The 19205-nt window shown below is 29.1% G+C and carries 17 protein-coding genes and 1 other annotated feature; of the genes, 14 read left to right on the top strand and 3 right to left on the bottom strand.

Going from position 1 to position 19205, the window contains the following annotated elements; genetic code table 11:
• Positions 1 to 223: 223 nt before the first annotated feature.
• The 9 genes from OIF33_RS15970 to OIF33_RS16010 all read left to right on the top strand — a co-directional run bounded on the left by OIF33_RS15970 (position 224) and on the right by OIF33_RS16010 (position 8628).
• Positions 224 to 1006 carry a helix-turn-helix transcriptional regulator gene (locus tag OIF33_RS15970; RefSeq protein WP_322505230.1) on the top strand — a complete coding sequence of 261 codons (783 nt, stop codon included), beginning with the start codon at positions 224 to 226 and terminating at the stop codon, positions 1004 to 1006.
• Positions 1007 to 1054: 48 nt separating this feature from the next.
• Positions 1055 to 1195 carry a DUF6019 family protein gene (locus OIF33_RS15975; RefSeq protein ID WP_322505231.1) on the top strand — a complete coding sequence of 47 codons (141 nt, stop codon included), beginning with the start codon at positions 1055 to 1057 and terminating at the stop codon, positions 1193 to 1195.
• Between the two features lie 627 nt (positions 1196 to 1822).
• The gene (arcA, locus tag OIF33_RS15980; protein ID WP_322505232.1) at positions 1823 to 3064 is read left to right on the top strand and encodes an arginine deiminase; all 1242 of its coding nucleotides are present in this window, start codon (positions 1823 to 1825) and stop codon (positions 3062 to 3064) included.
• A 107-nt stretch (positions 3065 to 3171) separates the two neighbouring features.
• A complete protein-coding gene (argF, locus tag OIF33_RS15985) occupies positions 3172 to 4167 on the top strand; it encodes an ornithine carbamoyltransferase (protein WP_322505233.1) in 996 nt (331 codons plus the stop codon).
• Between the two features lie 145 nt (positions 4168 to 4312).
• The gene (gene arcD, locus OIF33_RS15990) at positions 4313 to 5746 is read left to right on the top strand and encodes an arginine-ornithine antiporter (protein ID WP_322505234.1); all 1434 of its coding nucleotides are present in this window, start codon (positions 4313 to 4315) and stop codon (positions 5744 to 5746) included.
• A gap of 130 nt (positions 5747 to 5876) precedes the next feature.
• Positions 5877 to 6821: a carbamate kinase gene (gene arcC / locus OIF33_RS15995; protein ID WP_322505235.1), complete on the top strand. Its 945-nt coding sequence runs from the start codon at positions 5877 to 5879 to the stop codon at positions 6819 to 6821.
• Between the two features lie 72 nt (positions 6822 to 6893).
• Positions 6894 to 7349 carry an arginine regulator gene (locus tag OIF33_RS16000; protein ID WP_322505236.1) on the top strand — a complete coding sequence of 152 codons (456 nt, stop codon included), beginning with the start codon at positions 6894 to 6896 and terminating at the stop codon, positions 7347 to 7349.
• A gap of 360 nt (positions 7350 to 7709) precedes the next feature.
• Complete coding sequence (locus tag OIF33_RS16005; RefSeq protein WP_322505237.1) at positions 7710 to 7895, top strand: hypothetical protein; 186 nt, start codon at positions 7710 to 7712, stop codon at positions 7893 to 7895.
• Between the two features lie 178 nt (positions 7896 to 8073).
• Positions 8074 to 8628 carry a metallophosphoesterase gene (locus OIF33_RS16010; RefSeq protein WP_322505238.1) on the top strand — a complete coding sequence of 185 codons (555 nt, stop codon included), beginning with the start codon at positions 8074 to 8076 and terminating at the stop codon, positions 8626 to 8628.
• 47 nt (positions 8629 to 8675) lie between these two features.
• On the opposite strand, the gene OIF33_RS16015 is transcribed toward OIF33_RS16010, so the two are convergent.
• From OIF33_RS16015 to mscL, 3 genes are all read right to left on the bottom strand, one after another.
• Positions 8676 to 10745: a beta-galactosidase gene (locus OIF33_RS16015; RefSeq protein ID WP_322505239.1), complete on the bottom strand. Its 2070-nt coding sequence runs from the start codon at positions 10743 to 10745 to the stop codon at positions 8676 to 8678.
• 154 nt (positions 10746 to 10899) lie between these two features.
• The gene (locus tag OIF33_RS16020) at positions 10900 to 12390 is read right to left on the bottom strand and encodes an amino acid permease (RefSeq protein WP_322505240.1); all 1491 of its coding nucleotides are present in this window, start codon (positions 12388 to 12390) and stop codon (positions 10900 to 10902) included.
• A gap of 584 nt (positions 12391 to 12974) precedes the next feature.
• Positions 12975 to 13433 (bottom strand): large conductance mechanosensitive channel protein MscL, encoded by a 459-nt coding sequence (gene mscL / locus OIF33_RS16025; RefSeq protein ID WP_322505241.1) that lies wholly within the window; start codon positions 13431 to 13433, stop codon positions 12975 to 12977.
• 436 nt (positions 13434 to 13869) lie between these two features.
• Positions 13870 to 14111, top strand: a binding site (T-box leader).
• Positions 14112 to 14167: 56 nt separating this feature from the next.
• Here mscL and OIF33_RS16030 point away from each other — a divergent pair.
• From OIF33_RS16030 to OIF33_RS16050, 5 genes are all read left to right on the top strand, one after another.
• Complete coding sequence (locus OIF33_RS16030) at positions 14168 to 14791, top strand: class I SAM-dependent methyltransferase (protein WP_322505242.1); 624 nt, start codon at positions 14168 to 14170, stop codon at positions 14789 to 14791.
• Positions 14792 to 14891: 100 nt separating this feature from the next.
• Positions 14892 to 16046: a trans-sulfuration enzyme family protein gene (locus OIF33_RS16035; RefSeq protein WP_322505243.1), complete on the top strand. Its 1155-nt coding sequence runs from the start codon at positions 14892 to 14894 to the stop codon at positions 16044 to 16046.
• Positions 16033 to 16941, top strand: coding sequence for a cysteine synthase family protein (locus OIF33_RS16040; RefSeq protein ID WP_322505244.1), 909 nt, complete (start codon positions 16033 to 16035; stop codon positions 16939 to 16941). Before OIF33_RS16035 ends, OIF33_RS16040 begins: the two co-directional genes overlap by 14 nt.
• Before the next feature lie 55 nt (positions 16942 to 16996).
• Positions 16997 to 17452, top strand: a complete 456-nt coding sequence (locus OIF33_RS16045; RefSeq protein WP_322505245.1) for an S-ribosylhomocysteine lyase — start codon at positions 16997 to 16999, stop codon at positions 17450 to 17452.
• Positions 17453 to 18155: 703 nt separating this feature from the next.
• Positions 18156 to 19124: an alpha/beta hydrolase gene (locus tag OIF33_RS16050; protein ID WP_322505246.1), complete on the top strand. Its 969-nt coding sequence runs from the start codon at positions 18156 to 18158 to the stop codon at positions 19122 to 19124.
• The last annotated feature ends 81 nt before the right edge of the window (positions 19125 to 19205 follow it).

Below are 19205 nucleotides of genomic sequence, written 5' to 3' on the forward strand. Positions count from 1 at the left end.
AATACCAATAGGCAAAAAAAGGAGGAAAATAAGTATTAGAGAATCTAAAAAATAAAAGCTGAGGAATACAAACTTAAGTGAAAGCTTTGATATATATAAATGGCTATTTTACAGGAGTTGCGCAAGTGCAACCTGAAGTTGACAAAGTGCATTTTAAAAGTGATAGTAGTAAAAAGCTTGTTTTGATAAGATACATGTACAAAGTTAAATAGGAGGAATGTATATGGTATTTGGTGAGAAATTATTAAAGCTACGAAAAGAGAAAGGAATGTCTCAAGAGGCATTAGCTGAAAGGTTAAATACAAGCAGACAAGCGATAAGTAAATGGGAAAATGGACAGGGGTTCCCTGAAACTGAAAAACTACTTATGATTAGTAATTTTTTTAATGTGTCTATTGATTATTTACTTAAAGAAACTAAGGAAGAGAATATTGAAACTCAAAAAGGTTATTATGTGAGCAAAGAAATGATTGAAGGCTTTTTAATAAATGCCAATAAGATTTCAAAATATACTTCTTTAGGAATCAGTACTATTATAGCAGCATATATCCCTTATGCGCTTTTAAAGGATTCTTTTGCAATTATAATCATAGCAATAATGGTCGCTCTAGGATTTGGATTAATCATAGCAGCTAGTTTTAGAGAGGAAGATTATAAGATTTTAAAAAGGGAAACCCTTATCTTTGATGAAAATGTTTTGAAAGAATTAAAAAGTAAATATAACATTTTAAGAAAAAAATATATTGCTTTAATAATAACTGGTTTAGGATTTATCATTGCAAGTGGAACAGTTATTTTCTTATTAGAAAGTGGATTTAACTTAGATGGAAAACCAAGTGACTATTATGTTATTTGTGCATTTATGATTTCAATTGGAGCGTATATGGTTGCATATTTTGCCTCTATGATGGAGGCTTATGAGTTAATAGTTAAGAATGATGAATATGTTAATAAATTTAGCTTTAAGGTACTAAAGAAGATGAGAGAAAAGCATGGCGATTTTTAGAGTTATCTAGATAACAATAATATTTACTTAAAATAAGGGAGTGATTTTATGTGGGAAGAATTAGGCATTAGCGGTGGGACTGCAATAATAGTACTAATTGCTATTTATTTTGTAATAAAATTGGCTGTGAAAAATGGTATTAATGAATCAAATTTAGGAAGAAATTATAAAAATAAAGATGAATTTTAATATGGTTAGAAATAATTATTTTGGAGTTATGTGTGTTTAGTCTATAATTAAAAACATATAATAGTTCATTTAGTTTTAGGATACTAAAAAAGATGAGAAAGAAAAGTAGAGAGTTCTAAGTTTTAGTACTTTAGTAAATAATATTTTAAGTTAAATATAAGGAATATTTTTTAAAAAAGGGCAAGTGTAGACTTGTCTTTTTTTATTTTATTAATAACTATTTAAAATGGAAACTTAATCAAATAGATGCAAATATATTTCGATTATTTTTAAAGTAAAATGATAAAAATATGTGTAAGATTTTATTTAGAATTTCTAAGTTTAACCCTAATTTCAAGATAAAAATAAAAAAACATTAAATTTTTTAAAAATATTATTCAATAAATATACATAATATATTCAAAAAATTTAAAATATTCACGGTAATTGAAATATCTGACTTTTACAAAAATTTCTTGATTAACCGGTTTATTTAGTAATTTTTATTTTGAATAAAAATGAAAACTTATATACAATAATTTCAAATATATGGGTTTGAAATCGTTTTTAAGAGGGTGTATAACATAGGTGTGGGGAGGACAACGACCTACAAAAAAAACTAAAAGATAAAGGGAGGAAGTGTATATTATGAGAGATGACAGAGCATTAAACGTTACTTCTGAAATTGGAAGATTAAAAACAGTTCTACTACATAGACCTGGAGAAGAAATTGAAAATTTAACACCAGATTTATTAGATAGATTATTATTCGATGACATTCCATACTTAAAAGTTGCAAGGGAAGAACATGACGCCTTTGCACAAACTTTAAGAGATGCGGGAGTAGAGGTGCTTTATCTAGAAGTTCTTGCTGCTGAAGCAATAGGAACTAGTGAAGAAGTTAAGGAACAATTTATAAATGAGTTTATAGATGAAGCTGGAGTTGAAAGTGAAAAATTAAAAGAAGCATTAATAGAATACTTTACTTCATTTAGTGATAATAAAAGAATGATTGATGTAATGATGGCTGGAGTAAGAAAAGAAGAACTTAAGGGTTATCACAGAGAATCATTATATGATCAAGTAAATGATGTATATCCATTTGTATGTGATCCAATGCCAAATCTTTATTTTACTAGAGATCCATTTGCAACAATTGGAAATGGTATTACATTAAACCATATGAGAACAGCTACAAGAAACAGAGAAACAATATTTGCAAAATACATATTCAAATATCATCCAAGATTTGAAGGAAAAGATATTCCATTCTGGTTTAACAGAGATGACAAAACTTCTCTTGAAGGTGGAGATGAATTAATACTTTCAAAAGAAATATTAGCAGTTGGTATATCTCAAAGAACTGATTCAAAATCAGTTGAAAAACTAGCTAAAAAGTTACTTTACTATCCAGATACAACTTTCAAAACTGTATTAGCATTTAAAATACCAGTATCAAGAGCATTTATGCACTTAGATACAGTATTTACTCAAGTAGATTATGATAAATTTACAGTTCATCCTGGTATCGTAGGACCTTTAGAAGTTTATGCATTAACTAAGGATCCTGATAATGATGGACAATTACTTGCAACTGAAGAATCAGATACTTTAGAAAATATATTAAAGAAATATCTAGATAGAGATATTAAATTAATAAAATGTGGTGGCGGAGATGAAATAATAGCTGCTAGAGAACAATGGAATGATGGTTCAAATACGCTTGCTATTGCACCAGGTGAAGTTGTAGTTTACTCAAGAAACTACGTAACTAATGCAATATTAGAAAAAGAAGGAATCAAATTACATGTTATCCCTTCATCTGAGTTATCAAGAGGTAGAGGGGGCCCAAGATGTATGTCAATGCCTCTAATTAGAGAAGATTTATAGAATATACTTAACATAATATATTAGAGAATTTAAGAGAATACAAAACTTTCGGATTTTTTGTAAACGTATATAAATTAAGAGATATTGAATATTAGGAGGAATTAACAATGGCAGTTAACTTAAAAGGAAGAAGCTTCTTAACATTAAAAGACTTTACACCAGCAGAAATTAGATACTTATTAGATCTTTCTCATGATCTAAAAGCTAAAAAAAGAGCAGGAATATTAGGAGATAACTTAAAAGGTAAAAATGTAGTTTTATTATTCGAAAAAACTTCAACTAGAACAAGATGTGCTTTTGAATGCGGAGCTGCTGAAGAAGGTGCTCATGTAACATTCTTAACTAACTCACAAATGGGTAAAAAAGAATCAATAGAAGATACTGCAAAAGTTCTTGGAAGAATGTACGATGGTATTGAATTTAGAGGATTCAAACAATCTACTGTTGAAGAATTAGCTAAATATGCAGGAGTTCCAGTATGGAATGGATTAACTGATGCTGACCACCCAACTCAAATATTAGCAGATTTCTTAACAATAGAAGAACATGCACATAAACCATTAAGTGAAATAAAATTAGTATTCACTGGAGATACAAGAAATAACATGAGTTATGCATTAATGTATGGTGCAGCTAAAATGGGAATGCACTTCGTAGCTCTTGGACCAGAAAGCTTAAAACCAGATGAAGATATTCTTAAAGAAATGCAAGAATACTCAAAACAAACTGGAGCAACAATAGAATTTAGTTCAAATGTTGATGAAGCAGTTAAAGATGCAGACGTTATATACACTGATATCTGGGTATCAATGGGAGAAGATGAAAGCTTATATCCAGAAAGAGTTAAATTATTAACTCCATACAAAGTAACTAAAGAAATGATGAATAAAACAGGTAATAAACATACATTATTCATGCACTGTTTACCATCATTCCATGATGAAGATACAGAAGTATGCAGAGATATGCTTGATAGATTAGGCCTTGATATAAGAGAAGTTGAGGATGAAGTATTCAAAAGCAAAAATTCAGTTGTATTTGATGAAGCTGAAAACAGAATGCATACAATTAAGGCAGTAATGGTAGCAACTGCTGGTAAATAATAAATTTTCTTAAGGGGCTGTATTTATAATATTATCTAAGGAAAATAATTAGCATTTAAATTATTTAAATTTAATAACTGAGTTTTCCTTTCATCATATTATAAATGCCGCCCTGTTTTTACTAATGTGAAAGTGGGTGAGTTATATGGCAGATCAACAAAATGAACCAAAAAAATTAGGGTTTGCTCAGTTAGCAGCATTAATAGTTGGTTCTATGATTGGAGGAGGAGCTTTCAATCTTCCATCAGATATGGCAAGAGGAGCTGGAACTGGAGCAATTATAATAGGATGGGTTATAACAGGTATTGGAATGATAGCATTAGCATTTGTATACCAATCATTAGCTAATAGAAAACCTGAACTTACTGGTGGGGTTTATAGTTATGCAAAAGCTGGTTTTGGAGAATATATAGGATTTAACTCAGCTTGGGGATATTGGTTAAGTGCATGGATTGGAAACGTATCTTATTCAGTACTTCTATTTGGAGCTATTGGTTATTTCTTTCCAGTCTTTGGAGAAGGGAATAATGTAGCAGCTATTATTGGTGCATCAATATTACTTTGGGCATTTACATTACTAATATTAAATGGTGTAAGTGGAGCGGCACTTATAAATCTTATAACTACTATAGCTAAATTAGTTCCAATATTTTTATTTATAGTTATTTCATTATTTGTGTTTAATTTTCATAACTTTACATTCCAATTCTGGGGTACAACTGACTTAGGTGGAATTGTACAACAAGCTAAAAGCACAATGCTAGTAACATTATGGTGCTTTATAGGTATTGAAGGTGCCGTAGTTGTTTCTGGAAGAGCTAAGAAGCAAAGTGATGTAGGTAAGGCAACAGTAATTGGTCTTGTAGGTACACTTGTAATATACATGTTAATATCATTAATGGCACTTGGCGTTATGGACAGAGTTAAACTTTCAGGTCTTGAAAATCCTTCAATGGCATATGTTTTAGAGTTTGCTGTGGGTAAATGGGGTGCAGTTCTTATAAATTTAGGATTAATAATATCATTATTTGGATCACTTCTTGGTTGGTCATTACTTGCAGCCGAAATTCCTTATGTAGCAGCAAAAGATGGGGTATTACCTAAGGTTTTTGCTAAATTAAATAAAAAAGGTACACCAAGTGGTTCTTTAATAATAACTAACTTATTAGTACAAGCATTCTTAATATTAACTTTAGTAGCAAGTAGTACTTATCAAGCTTTATATTCAGTAGCTAGTACAGCTATTTTAGTTCCATATCTTTTAAGTGCAATGTATGGATTAAAATTAGCTTTAACAGGTGAAACTTACGATAAAGATCCTACAGGTAGAACAAAAGATAAAATTTTTGGTGTAATAGCAACCGTTTATGCTATATGGCTTTGCTATGCTGCAGGAATTAAGTACTTATTATTATGTTTTATATTATATGCAGTAGGTATTATATTCTTCTACATTGGTAAGAAACAAAATAATAAAGATAAAGTCTTTGAAGGAAAAGAAAAAGTCCTAGCTTTAATAGTTTTAGTTATAGCAATCATAGCAGTAGTAATGCTAGCTAATGGAACAATTACTATTTAAATAGTGGCTTTAAAAGAAGGCTATATTTTATGCAAACGTTGATTTAAGACAAAGAATAAAATTAAAAACAAGTATAAATATAAAGGGTTACTTAAAGATTAAATTGTGAGAAATAAAGGAGGAAAAGACAATGAAAATTGTTTTAGCATTAGGCGGAAACGCATTACAAAAAGACTCAACAGATAAAAGTGCAGAAGGACAATTACAAGCATGTAGACAAACAGCTGCTTCAGTAGCTGATTTAATAGAAGATGGACATGAAGTATCAATAGTACATGGAAATGGACCACAAGTTGGACAAATATTAGCTAGTCTTGAGTTAGCTCATCAAATTGATGATAAAAATCCATTATTCCCATTTGATGTAGTTGATGCATTTTCAGAAGGTTATATAGGCTATCATCTTCAAAACACAATAAGAGAAGAACTTTTAAAAAGAGGAATTAAAAAATCAGTGGATACAATTACAACTCAAGTAATTGTTAATAAAGATGATCCTGGATTTAAAAATCCAACTAAACCAATAGGTTCTTTTTACTCAAAAGAAGAAGCTGAAAGATTAGAAAAAGAAAATGGTTATGTTATGAAAGAAGATGCTGGTAGAGGGTATAGAAGAGTGGTAGCTTCTCCAAAACCACTGGATATAGTAGAAAAAGATGCTATAAAAACTATGGTAGAGAATGATTTTATTGTAATCGCTTGCGGAGGCGGTGGAATTCCTGTAATAGAAGAAGGAGATAGTCTTATAGGAGTGCCAGCTGTTATAGATAAAGACTTTGCCGCTGAAAAATTAGCTGAAATATTAGATGCAGATGCATTATTAATATTAACAGCAGTAGATAGAGTTTGTGTAAATTTCAACAAGCCAAATCAAGAAGCTTTAAAAGAAATTAATTTACAAAAAGTAGATAGATACATAGAAGAAGGACAATTTGCTCCAGGAAGCATGCTTCCAAAAGTAGAAGCTTGTAAAAAATTCGTATTAAGTGGCGATGATAAAGTGGCTATAATTGCTTCTTTAAGCAATGCTAGAGATGCTCTTAGAGGAGAATCTGGAACTAAAATAGTTAAATAATTACCTAAAAATATTAATTTCATTGTTTATATTAGCATACATAAAGGGTTAGATGGTAGAAAAGGAGAAACTATGAGTAATTTAGAGAAATCTTTAAGACAACAGGCAATATTAGATATAATAGAAAAGAAATGTATCGGTAAACAAGAAGAATTAATAATTGAACTAAAAGCATGTGGAATAATTGTAACACAGGCTACACTATCAAGAGATTTACATGAAATGAATATAATTAGAAAAAAACTTGATAATAAAGAACATAAATATGTAGTTACAAAAGAAGGAGCTTTTGTGAAAAAATATAAAAACATATTTAAAAGCTCAGTTGTAGATATAGCTATTCAAGAGTATTTTATATTAGTTAATACATTAAATGGTATGGCTAGTTTAGTTGGAGAATTTATAGATAGGCTTGGAGATAATAGAATAGCTGGAACTGTAGCTAGAAAAAATCATATATTAGTGTTGTGTAGAAGCCTTAATGCTACACAACAAATATTTAAAGAATTAGATTCTTTAAGACTATAATTAAAATCTTACCACCTTAAAAATGTTGCATTTTATACTTAAAAATTATACAAGAAACCATAAAGAAATTAACAATTTTTATTATTAAGAATTAAGAATATTAAAAAATAAAAAATGTTTTAATTGAGTAATTAAAATCCTAAACAATTACCTAAATATAAAATTAAAATGTCACAGTCAAAGTTTGTAATTTATAAACTTTGACTGTGACATTTTTTATATCTGAAAAGTAAACATTTTAACCTTGTTTAATATTTAAATTACTATATTTAAAACTAATAATAATTTAAATATAATAAACTGTATTTGGATAATTTTTTTATAATTAATTTAATATGATTAGAATAAGAGGAGATTAAGATGCAAGAAAAAATATCTAGGTTAACAAAAATAACTAAAATACTTTTGATTTTAACTTTAATTTTAAATACGATAACTTTAATAACAAATTTTAAGAATGGATTTACAATTTCTAGTTTAATATCCTGTGTAATTGATTATATAGTTATTGGATTAATTTACTATGTAATTAAAGAAAATAAGTAATTCTGAAAACATAACTTTCTTATGAATTTATAGTTTTGATTATATATAAAGTTTAAAAATAATAAGTATAATATGAGTAAGATTTATAATAAATTTTATGGTGAATTTATTAATATAATTAATAATAAAGTTAAGAATGCTTTGATTTAATTAATAGAAATGAATAGGAGAGGTTACTATGGGAAAAAAAATTTATATTAGTGATACTCATTTTGGTCATAAAAACATTATAAAATACTCAAAGAGACCATTTAAATCTATAGAAGATATGACAGAAGGATTAATAAAACGTTGGAATAATAAAGTGAGCCATGAGGATACGGTCTATGTTCTAGGAGATATGTTTTATGGAATAAAGTTAGATTATGAAAAGATAATAAATAGATTAAATGGTAAAAAGATATTAATTAAGGGAAATCATGATCAATGGATAGAGAATAATGAAAATTTAAAAAAGCTATTTTTAGAAGTAGTAGATTATAAAATAATTAAGGATTGTGGGAAACAAATTGTATTATTTCATTATCCAATAATTGAGTGGGCGTATAAAAATAATGGTTCACTACATCTGTATGGACATGTACATGATATTTGCAATACGGAAACTAAAATAATGTATAATATGGATAATGTTTATAACGTTGGAGCTGACGTTAATAATTTAGAACCTTGTACTTTGGAAGAGATAATAAGAAATAAAAAGAACTTTGGATATGATATATATGAAAAATAAATTAAAAAGATACTAGGTAAAATTTTACCTAGTATCTTTTATTTAAATTATCTTCTAACTATTCTTATTCCATAAGGTTCCATTTCAAATACTTTTTCTACTTTTTCACCTGTTAACATATCTGTTAAATTAAGATCTTTAGTATCGATAGACTTAGATTCATCTGAGAAGTTCATAAAGAATACAAACTCATTATTTTCATCCATACGGACTTGAGCGTTAACTCCAGCAGGTAAATCAAGCTCTATAGCTTTCTTTAAGTTGATTTTCTTAGCTAAGTTTCCATAGAAATCAGCAAGGAATTCATCATTGTTTCTAAATGCTATATAGTAAGCTTCTCCTTGTCCAAATTTATTACAAGTTAGAGCTGGCATGCCTTTATAGAAGTCAGTTTTGTATGTTGCAAGAACTTCAGCACCTTCAGAGTGGATTAGGTCACAGAATATTCTAGCTTCATATTCACCGTTCATTCCAAGGCTATTTCCTTCTTCAATAGCTACGTAGTTTACATCGCTATCATAAAGAGCATCTAACTCTTCAGCCCATATTCCTGTAACTTTTTTTAGTGGACCAGGGAATCCTCCTAAGAAGCATAGGTCATTTTCATCAACAATTCCGCTCCAGTAAGTTGTAACTAGAGTACCACCATTATTAACGAACTCTTCAAGTCTTTCACCTACACCAGGTCTTAATAAGTAAAGCATTGGTGCAACAACTACTTTATATTTTGAGAAATCACAATCCATGTTTATAACGTCAACTGGAATTGACATATCCCAGAATGCTTTATAGTGTTTTTGACAAGTATCGTGATAATCTTTCTTTTCTATTCTTGGACCTTGAGCATCATTAATTGCCCAGTAGTTTTCCCAGTCATAAATAACTGCTACTTCAGGTTCTACAGATGTTCCAATTACATCATTAAGCTTAGATAAAATTTCTCCAACCTTAGTTACATCTCTAAATACTCTTGTATTTTCATGTCCACAATGGTCAACTACAGCACCATGGAATTTCTCAGATGATCCTCTACTTTTTCTCCATTGGAAGTACTGAACAGTATCTGATCCATGAGCAACAGCTTGAAGAGAAGATAGAACGTGCATGTTAGGACGTCTAAGCTTTGCAACTGATTGCCAGTTTGTTGAACTTGGAGAACTCTCCATCATCATAAATGGTTTACCATTTAAAATAGCTCTGTTTAAATCATGAACAAAGCCAATTCTACTTCCTTCATGGGCATCATTTCTGTCATCACCATGCCAGTAAGGATAGTTATCCCATGATACAACATCTAAATAAGGTGCAAATTTCCAGTAATCTATACCTCTGTAAAGTGATATATAGTCATGGAAATTAGTAGTTACAGGAATATCAGGTGTGATTTCCTTTAATATACTTCTTTCATGCTTGTAGTAATCTAATGTTTGGTGAGTAACAAACCTCATCCAATCTAGGTTTAATCCATGAAGAGCAGGCTCCCCATGAGGTGCTGGTGCTTCTATTTCATCAAAGCTCGCATATGTGTGGCTCCAGAATTTAGCCCACCAAGCATTGTTTAATTTATTTATATCATTATCATATTTTTCTCTTAAAAATTCTCTAAATGCTTCTTCACATAGAGGGCAGTAACATTGTCCTTCAAATTCATTTGAAATGTGCCACATGATTAGAGCAGGATGGTCTTTATATCTCTCTGCTAATAGTCTATCTATTATAGCGATTTTTTCTCTATATATAGAAGAAGTGTAGCAGTGATTATGACGCTCACCATATAAATTTCTTACTCTGTTTGGCATAACTCTTAAAGTTTCAGGATATTTATGAGCCATCCAAACTGGTTTAGCTCCACTTGGTGTAGCAAGTATAACTTGGTTACCATTCTTGTGCATTAAATCCATGATTTCGTCTAACCATTCAAAGTTGAATTTTCCTTCTTCAGGCTCTAACATTGTCCATGAGAAAATTCCTACAGCAACAACATTTGTATGTGAAAGTTTCATTAATCTTACATCTTCACCCCATATATTAGGCATATCAATCCATTGTTCTGGGTTATAATCTGCTCCGTGAAGCATTCTTGTTATTTTAGAACTTATTGGTCCAAAGTTTTTCAAAATAATCTCCTCCATATACCATATTAATTAAATTATTTTTATTTAAGTTTGTTTAAGTTTTAAAATTTTAAGTATTTATTTATTAATTTAAGTTGAGAGAAAATAAGGATGTATTAAATCCTTACGTCTCAACTTAAAAGATTACCAGATTTAATTAAGCAATTTTTTCTGAGTTAGATTCATCAACCCATTCATTAGCAATAGCTTTTCCAACTTTTTTCTCATATTTTCTCCAGCATATTTCAGCAAATCCTAGGAATACTATTAAGCCTATTACGTTATATGCAAGTATGAATACAGGATTTGTTGCTCCAGCTTCTAATGTTCCATTGAAGTAAGCCATAAAGTCTTGTGGTGCTGGAACTGAAGATATTACAAATACTAATGAGAATAGTGCAAGTAATAATACACCAATTGCTATACCAAAACCTCTTGGTCCAACTTTAAAGCTTCTTTCCATATCATCTTTCTTAGCTCTTAAAACAATATATCCAACTAAGAAGAATAATACTGGGATTAGAGAAGTTGATGCTGTCATGTTTATTAACATTTCAAGTAAGCTATCTACTGATCCAATTCCTAAAGCAGGTATTAATAATAATACTGTTACAACTGCTGCTTGAACATATAAAGCATTTACAGGAGTACCTTTTTTATCTGTTTGAGAAATCCACTTACCAAATATTCCTTCTGGAATTTCAGAGAATAATACTTTTACTGGTGCTGCTGTCCATAAAACTAATGAGCCTAAAGAAGCAAGCATCATTATAAATCCAACTATGTTTGTTACTATATTTCCTATTCCATAGTGAGAACCTAATATTGCGAAAGCGTCAAATAATCCATTAGAGAAGTTACCGCTTAATGTTTCAGATGGTACAACTAAACCTACTGATACAGCTCCAAGAGCATATAAGCCACCAACTATTCCAGTTGAGATTAACATTGTTCTTATGAAAGTTTTATTTCCACCTTTTACGTCTTTAATATATACTCCAATACTTTCAGCTCCACCTACTGCTTGTAATATCCAAGCTAAAACCATGAAGAATTTCCAATCAAACTTTGGAGCAAGAGTTTCTGCAGTGAATTCCTGAGCAGGAGCTTCCCCTAAGAATAAGATTACTCCAAAAGATAATGCTATAAATCCTAATCCAAGAACTATTCTAGCTACACCAGATACATTTGTTACTTTAGCAACCCAAGATACCCCTTTTGTAGATAAGAATGTTACTATCCAGAATAATGCTATTGATATAACAGATATTAAAACAGTTCTTCCATCAAAGACATTTCTACCAACTACTGTGTAAGATGCGTAAATTAATATCTTTGGTAATAGTGATGTAAAGAAAAATAAATTAACAAAGAAATAAGACCAAGATCCTAAGAATGCCCATCTTGCACCTAAGGATTTTTTTATCCAACTGTTGATTCCAGATTCAGAATCGGAACTAGCTGTTGCAAATTCACCTATCATCAATGCAAATGGTAAGAAATAAAATATTGTACCAAAAATGTAAGATGGTACTGTAGCAAGTCCGATGTTTACACTACTATCAATTATGTTTCCAAATGAAAATACTGCCGTAAATGTCATAAGCATTAAAGCTCCTGAACTAAGCGACCTTTTTCTTTCACTCATTTTAAATTTCCCCCTTATATTCCATAGTTTTTTAATTTGATTTTTTATCAAGGAAACGTTTTCCGTGAGTATATAATACCATTTTTGACTTGGATATTAATGTATAAAGTTTGAATTTTTAGTAAAAAAATAATAATTTTACTAAAAAGTTTTACTAAATAATTATGGTAATAAAATTTGTTTTAATATTAAATTTAAAGAAAATTATACTCGTAAACATAGATTTAATACATATATTTCAATAAAAGTATTTATTTTGAAATTAAATTTCGTGAAAATAAAATATATGATTTAAGAAGATAGTTATGAAATGACTATATAAAGTAAGTGTTTTTCTAGTAAAAATATTGGTAAAAATTTACTGAGTAAATTCATGCTTTAGTTAATATGATTTTTGCCATATTAAGCTAGATTTGGAGAAGTCGCTAAAAATCAATATTTACCTAAAACAATAATAAAAAAATGGCAGGATTTTATTTTGAAATTCTGCCATTCATAATCTTGATTTTTATGTGAGAGTGTTAAAATATAGTTTTAAAGCTTTTATGTTTTATGCGATATTTAAGATAAAGTCAATATGTATATTAACTATTTGATTTCTCTAAAGTAGAAGTACAGTTAGGACATCTAGTAGCTTTTATATCCATTTTTGTAAAGCAATAAGGACAATCTTTTTCTGTAGCTTTAACTTCAACTTCTTCTTTTTTCATAGAGAAGTCTTTAATTTTATTAATTTGCTTTATTACTATAAATATAGAAAATGAAATAATTAAGAAATTAAGTAAATTATTTAAAAATAGTCCGTAATTTATAGTAGCTGCGCCAGCCGCTTGAGCTTCTTGTAAAGAGTTGAAGGGCTGACCGCTTAAGTTTATATATAGATTAGAAAAATCCACTTTACCTATTAAACCTCCTACTAAAGGCATTATAATATCATTTACTAATGAAGTTACAATTTTACCAAAAGCACCACCAATAACAACACCGACAGCTAAATCTACTACATTTCCTTTCATGGCAAATTCTTTGAATTCTTTCCACATGTTAATTTCTCCTTTCAAAATATAATTACAAGCTATAATTTATATTTTTTATTATTAGGCTATATTTTAAACCTATATTTGTTTTAGATAAGTGTAAAATAATATAAATATTATCATTCCCTTAGAGCCTATTATTAAAACAATAAACTTTTATAACTTAAAAAACTGTGAAATTAATAGTTAAAGGATTGTTTTATACTATATTATTTTTGCATAAAAGACAAAGCTAATTGAAGCAGATAAGGAATACTGGAGTCAAAAAGGATGGTTAGGAAAAGAAACACCTTGGTGAGTGAATATGTATGTTTATTTTGTAATAGATAAATCTAAATTATAAATTTTATTTTCATTTTATTCAAAAAAAGTATTGATTTTTAAAAAGAATTGTATTAGAATTTAATAAAAATTGCTAGTTTTCAGATAAGATTACTAGGGTATAAATGCGTTGAAAAAGTAAAGTAGCATTTTGGAAAATCACAGAGAGGAAAATGATGGTGAGAATTTTCTATTTAGAAAAAATGTGAAGTGCACTTTGGAGCAGAAATCCGAAATTATTAGTAGGGTTCTCCGGGTTCGCCCGTTATAGTGATTAGGCATATTAGTGCTGATTTTTTTGAGTGCAGATATATTTTATTTTATCTGAATTAGAGTGGAACCGCGAATTACCTCGTCTCTATATTTTTATAGAGGCGAGTTTTTTTTATTGTAAATTTTATAATTAGGGGGCTAAAAACATGAATTCAGTAAACTATTTTAATTCCATAGCTAAGGAGTGGAACAGAATAAGAGTAGAGTATTTCAAAGATGAATTAAGAGAAAAGGCTATAAACTCTGTAGATATTAAAAATAAAGTTATTGCAGATTTAGGAGCTGGAACAGGATTTATAAGTCTTGAAATAGCTAAAGAGGCTAATATAGTTTTTTCAGTAGATTCATCTAAGAATATGCTAAGTGAGCTTTATAGAACAGCTAAGGATAATGAGTTAAATAATATCTATCCAATAAATGGGGAAGTAGAAAATCTTCCAATTTTTGATGATTCCATTGACTTAATTTTTATGAATATGGCATTACACCATGTGGAAAATCCAGACATGGCCATAAAGGAAATGTATAGGATATTAAAACCAGGTGGAAAGGTCATTATAACTGATGTATTAGAGCATAATGGACAATGGGCAAGAGAGGAGATGTTTGATATTTGGCTAGGATTTAATTATGAGCAATTAATAAATTGGTTTGAAAAAGCATATTTTAAAAATATTCATGTAGAAAATACAGGATTAATTGCTAGAGGAGAGTCTTTACTTGGGGAAGTAATAGAACCAGGTATTTTTATGGCAATAGCAAAAAAATAGAACTTTTTTTAGGGGTATGTTGATTTTAAGCTAATTATTCAAAGCTAGCTTAAAATTGATGTTAATTAAAGCAAAGCAAAAATAAAAAGGAGAGATAATTATGAAAAAGAATTCTTTATTAATACATGGGGGCATAAGTATAGATGAAAAAACTGGGGCAGTAAATATACCTATATATCAAACATCTACATATAAGCAAAAGGATTTTGAGGAAAATAGTGGTTATGAGTATTCAAGAACAGGTAATCCAACAAGGGAAGCCTTAGAAAAGTTGATTGCAGATATAGAATATGGAAAAAGAGGATTTGCCTTTGCCTCTGGTCTTACAGCCATTACAGCAGTTTTAAGCTTATTTAAGAGTGGAGACAAAATATTAATTACTAACAATGTTTATGGAGGAACTTTTAGAGTAATAGACAAAGTATTCTCTAACTTTGGAATAAAATATGAAGTTGTTGATGACTTCACAAAACTTGAAGAAAAGGTAGATGAAGATGTTAAGGCTGTTTATATAGAATCGCCAACAAATCCTTTATTAGATGTTATGGATATAAAAATGATAGCAAACAAAGCTAAAAAATATGGATTATTAACAATTGTAGATAACACATTTATGAGTCCATATTTCCAAAATCCATTAAATCTTGGAGCTGATATTGTACTTCATTCAGCTACTAAGTATCTTGGAGGACATAGTGATTTAGTTGCAGGATTAGTTGTAGTTAATGGTGAAGAACTTGGAGAAAGAATACATTTTATTCAAAACTCTACTGGAGGAATACTTCAACCTTTTGATAGTTTCTTATTGATTAGAGGAATTAAGACTTTATCAGTAAGAATGGATAGACACGAATTAAATGCTGAGTTTATATCTAAAGAATTAAGTAAATTATCCGGGATAGAAAAGATATATTATCCAGGTTTAGACAGTCATAAAGGACATGAGATACAAAAGAAACAAGCTTCTGGGTTTGGAGGAGTAATTTCATTTACGTTAGATAGCAAAATTGATTATAAGAAATTTTTAAATAATCTAAAACTTATTACCTTTGGGGAAAGCTTAGGCGGTGTTGAATCTTTAGCATGCCATCCAGCATCAATGACTCATGCTGCTATGCCTATAGAACTTAGAGAACGTATAGGTATAACAGATAGATTAATAAGAATTTCTGTAGGTATAGAAGATAGGGAAGATATATTGGAAGATATAAAACAAGCTTTAGTTAAGGCTGGTGATGAAAATGAAGTACTATAACGATATAAGAGAATTAATAGGAAATACTCCAATATTAAAATTAAATAATATAAAAGTTAAAGATGGAGTAAATATATATGCAAAAATAGAGGGGAATAGTCCAGGAGGAAGTTGCAAAGATAGAGTAGGAATGTATATGGTAGCTAAAGCAGAAAAAGAAGGCAAACTTAAAGAGGGAGATACTATTATAGAGGCAACAGCAGGTAATACTGGTATTGGCATTGCCTTAGCTGCTATTAATAAAGGCTATAAAATAATATTTGTGGTTCCAGATAAATTTTCTATAGAAAAACAGAAAATAATGAAGGCTTTGGGGGCTGCTATAATAAATACTCCTAAAGAAGATGGAATGGAAGGTGCCATAAAGGTAGCCAATTCATTATTAAGTGAAATTCCTAATTCCTTATCCTTAAATCAATTCTCAAATGAAGCAAATCCATTGGCTCACTATGAGACTACTGGAAAAGAGATATATGAGGGGCTAGATGGGGAAATTGATTATTTCGTTGCTGGAGCAGGAAGTGGTGGAACATTCTCAGGGGTATTGAAATATTTAAAAGAGAATATACGAGAAGTAAAAGGTGTATTAGCAGATCCTGTAGGTTCCATTATAGGAGGGGGAACTTGTGGATGCTACAAAATAGAGGGAATAGGTAATAACTTTATTCCTGAAACTATGGAAATGGGCTTAGTAGATGATGTTATAAAAGTAGATGATGAAGAAGCCTTTGAGGCAGTGAAACTACTAGCACAAAAAGAAGGATTAATAGTAGGCTCATCATCGGGGGCAGCACTTTCAGCTACATTGAAACTAGCTGAAAGGATAAAAAAAGGTAATATAATAACAATATTTCCTGACAGAGGAGATAGATATTTTAGTACAGAATTATTCTAAAAAAATATATATAAAATAATATATTAATAGAACATATTAAAAGGAGATGGGTTAAATGGTTAAAGTTGAAAGTTTTGAATTAGATCACACAAAGGTTAAAGCACCTTATGTCAGAAAAGCTGGGATAAAGGTTGGACCTAAAGGAGACATTGTTTCAAAGTTTGATTTAAGATTTGTACAACCTAATAAGGAACTTTTAAGTGATAAGGGAATGCACACATTAGAACATTTTCTAGCAGGGTTTATGAGAGAAAAATTAGAAGATGTTATAGATATATCACCTATGGGATGTAAAACAGGTTTTTATTTAACAAGCTTTGGAGATGTTGAAGTTAAAGCGGTTATAGAAGCATTAGAATATTCACTAGATAAGGTTTTAGTACAAGAAGAAATTCCTGCTGCCAATGAATTACAATGTGGAAGTGCAAAGTTACATTCATTAGAATTGGCTAAAAATCATGCAAGACAAGTTTTAGAAAATGGAATAAGTGATAAATTTTATGTAGAGTAAAAAGAAAATAGTGTTATAAAAAGTATTTTGAATAGAGATTGTAAATATATTAAAGCCATGAATAGAAATAAATCTATTCATGGCTTTAGGAGTATATGATGCTTTTTATATAAAAAAGCACATTGGAGTGATGATTATTTATATTTTAAAATTTGATGGAAAGCTATTTAAATTTAGTTTATTAGGGCAGCTATAAGGACTATTACATAATATTATTCTTGGTATATAGGAGTAACATCCGTATAGTTTAATACTATAAAATATTTATATAAATCATAAATTTCATTGAAGTAAATTCTAAGATGTCATATAACAGATGGAATCTATAATTAAAAATCAAGTTAATTATTAGCTTTGAGAGGTTAGTTTAGTTTATTTTTAAACGTTTTAATCAATGAAATTATTATAACATAAATAAATTTTAAGGATATTTTTTAAATTTATTATTATTTAGATTAAAGATAATTTTTTATGATTAAGTTGAAGATAATTAAAGAGTTTGATATATAAGTTAAAGCTATTTTATGGATAAAATGACAAAAGATAAAAAATAAAACAAGCTTAAATAAGCTAATAAAATAAATATTGGGTATGTAGGAAAAAATAAATTTAAATGAATAATATACCTTATTAAAATAGAAGTATATAATAATACTTGGGATATACTTATTTGGATGAAAAGCAACTTAAGAAGGTGAGTAAAATGAGTTTTAAAAGTTTATATATAGATGCCATAAATTTATCATCTAGTGTTGTAGAGAAAGTTACTAAATATACTTTAGCAGCTAAAATTTATAAGGTTATTTTCCAATTGGGAGCTTATCCAAAGCCTAAGAATTTTAGTGAGATATATAATAACTTAAATATTAAAGATGATATTACTTATAAATCATCAATTTTAAATAATAATAAATTAGATATATATTATCCAAAGAGCATTAATGAAAAGATGCCAGTTATAATGTGGATTCATGGTGGAGGATACATAGCTAATAGTAAGGAGACAGTTAAAAGTTATATGATGGCTCTAGCTAATGAAGGCTTTGTTGTAGTTAATATAGATTATGCTTTAGCACCAACATATAAATATCCAAGTCAGATTACTCAATGTAATGAAGCTTTAAAATATGTTTGGAATAACATAGAAAACTTTAATGGAGATAGAGAGAGTATATTCATTGGAGGAGATTCAGCAGGAGCTCAAATAGCGAGCCAGTTAGGGGCTATTATAAGTAATAAAAAATTAGCTGAAGGAATGAATTTAAAACCAAGTATATGTAATAGTGTATTAAGGGGAGTTATATTATTTTGTGGACTATATGATATGGATTCTGTTAGAGCAACAAAATTCCCTGGGATTCAAACATATATGCAATGTTTAACTGGAGTTAAAGATTTTGAGCATTATAAAAGAATAGACGAGCTATCTACAATTAAAAACATAACCCTTAATTATCCTAATACCTTTATAACTGTTGGAGATATAGATCCTTTTGTAAATCAAGGAAAAGAGTTAGCAGCTTTATTAAGAGATTCGGGAGTTAAAGTTACTTCAAAATTCTTTGAAAATAAGGATTTATGGCATGAATATCAATTTAAGTTTTCTCTTCAAGAAGCTCAAGAAACATTTAAGAGTGTGATTGACTTCTTAAAAGAAAATAGTAAAGCATAAAAAATAAGGCCATGTATTAGAGTTAAATTTAACTCTAATACATGGTCTCATTTTATTTAGTAGCGAGAAACTCTAAGGTTA

Origin of the sequence: Clostridium sp. LIBA-8841 (assembly GCF_034439435.1) — a bacterium.
Lineage (GTDB): Bacteria > Bacillota > Clostridia > Clostridiales > Clostridiaceae > Sarcina.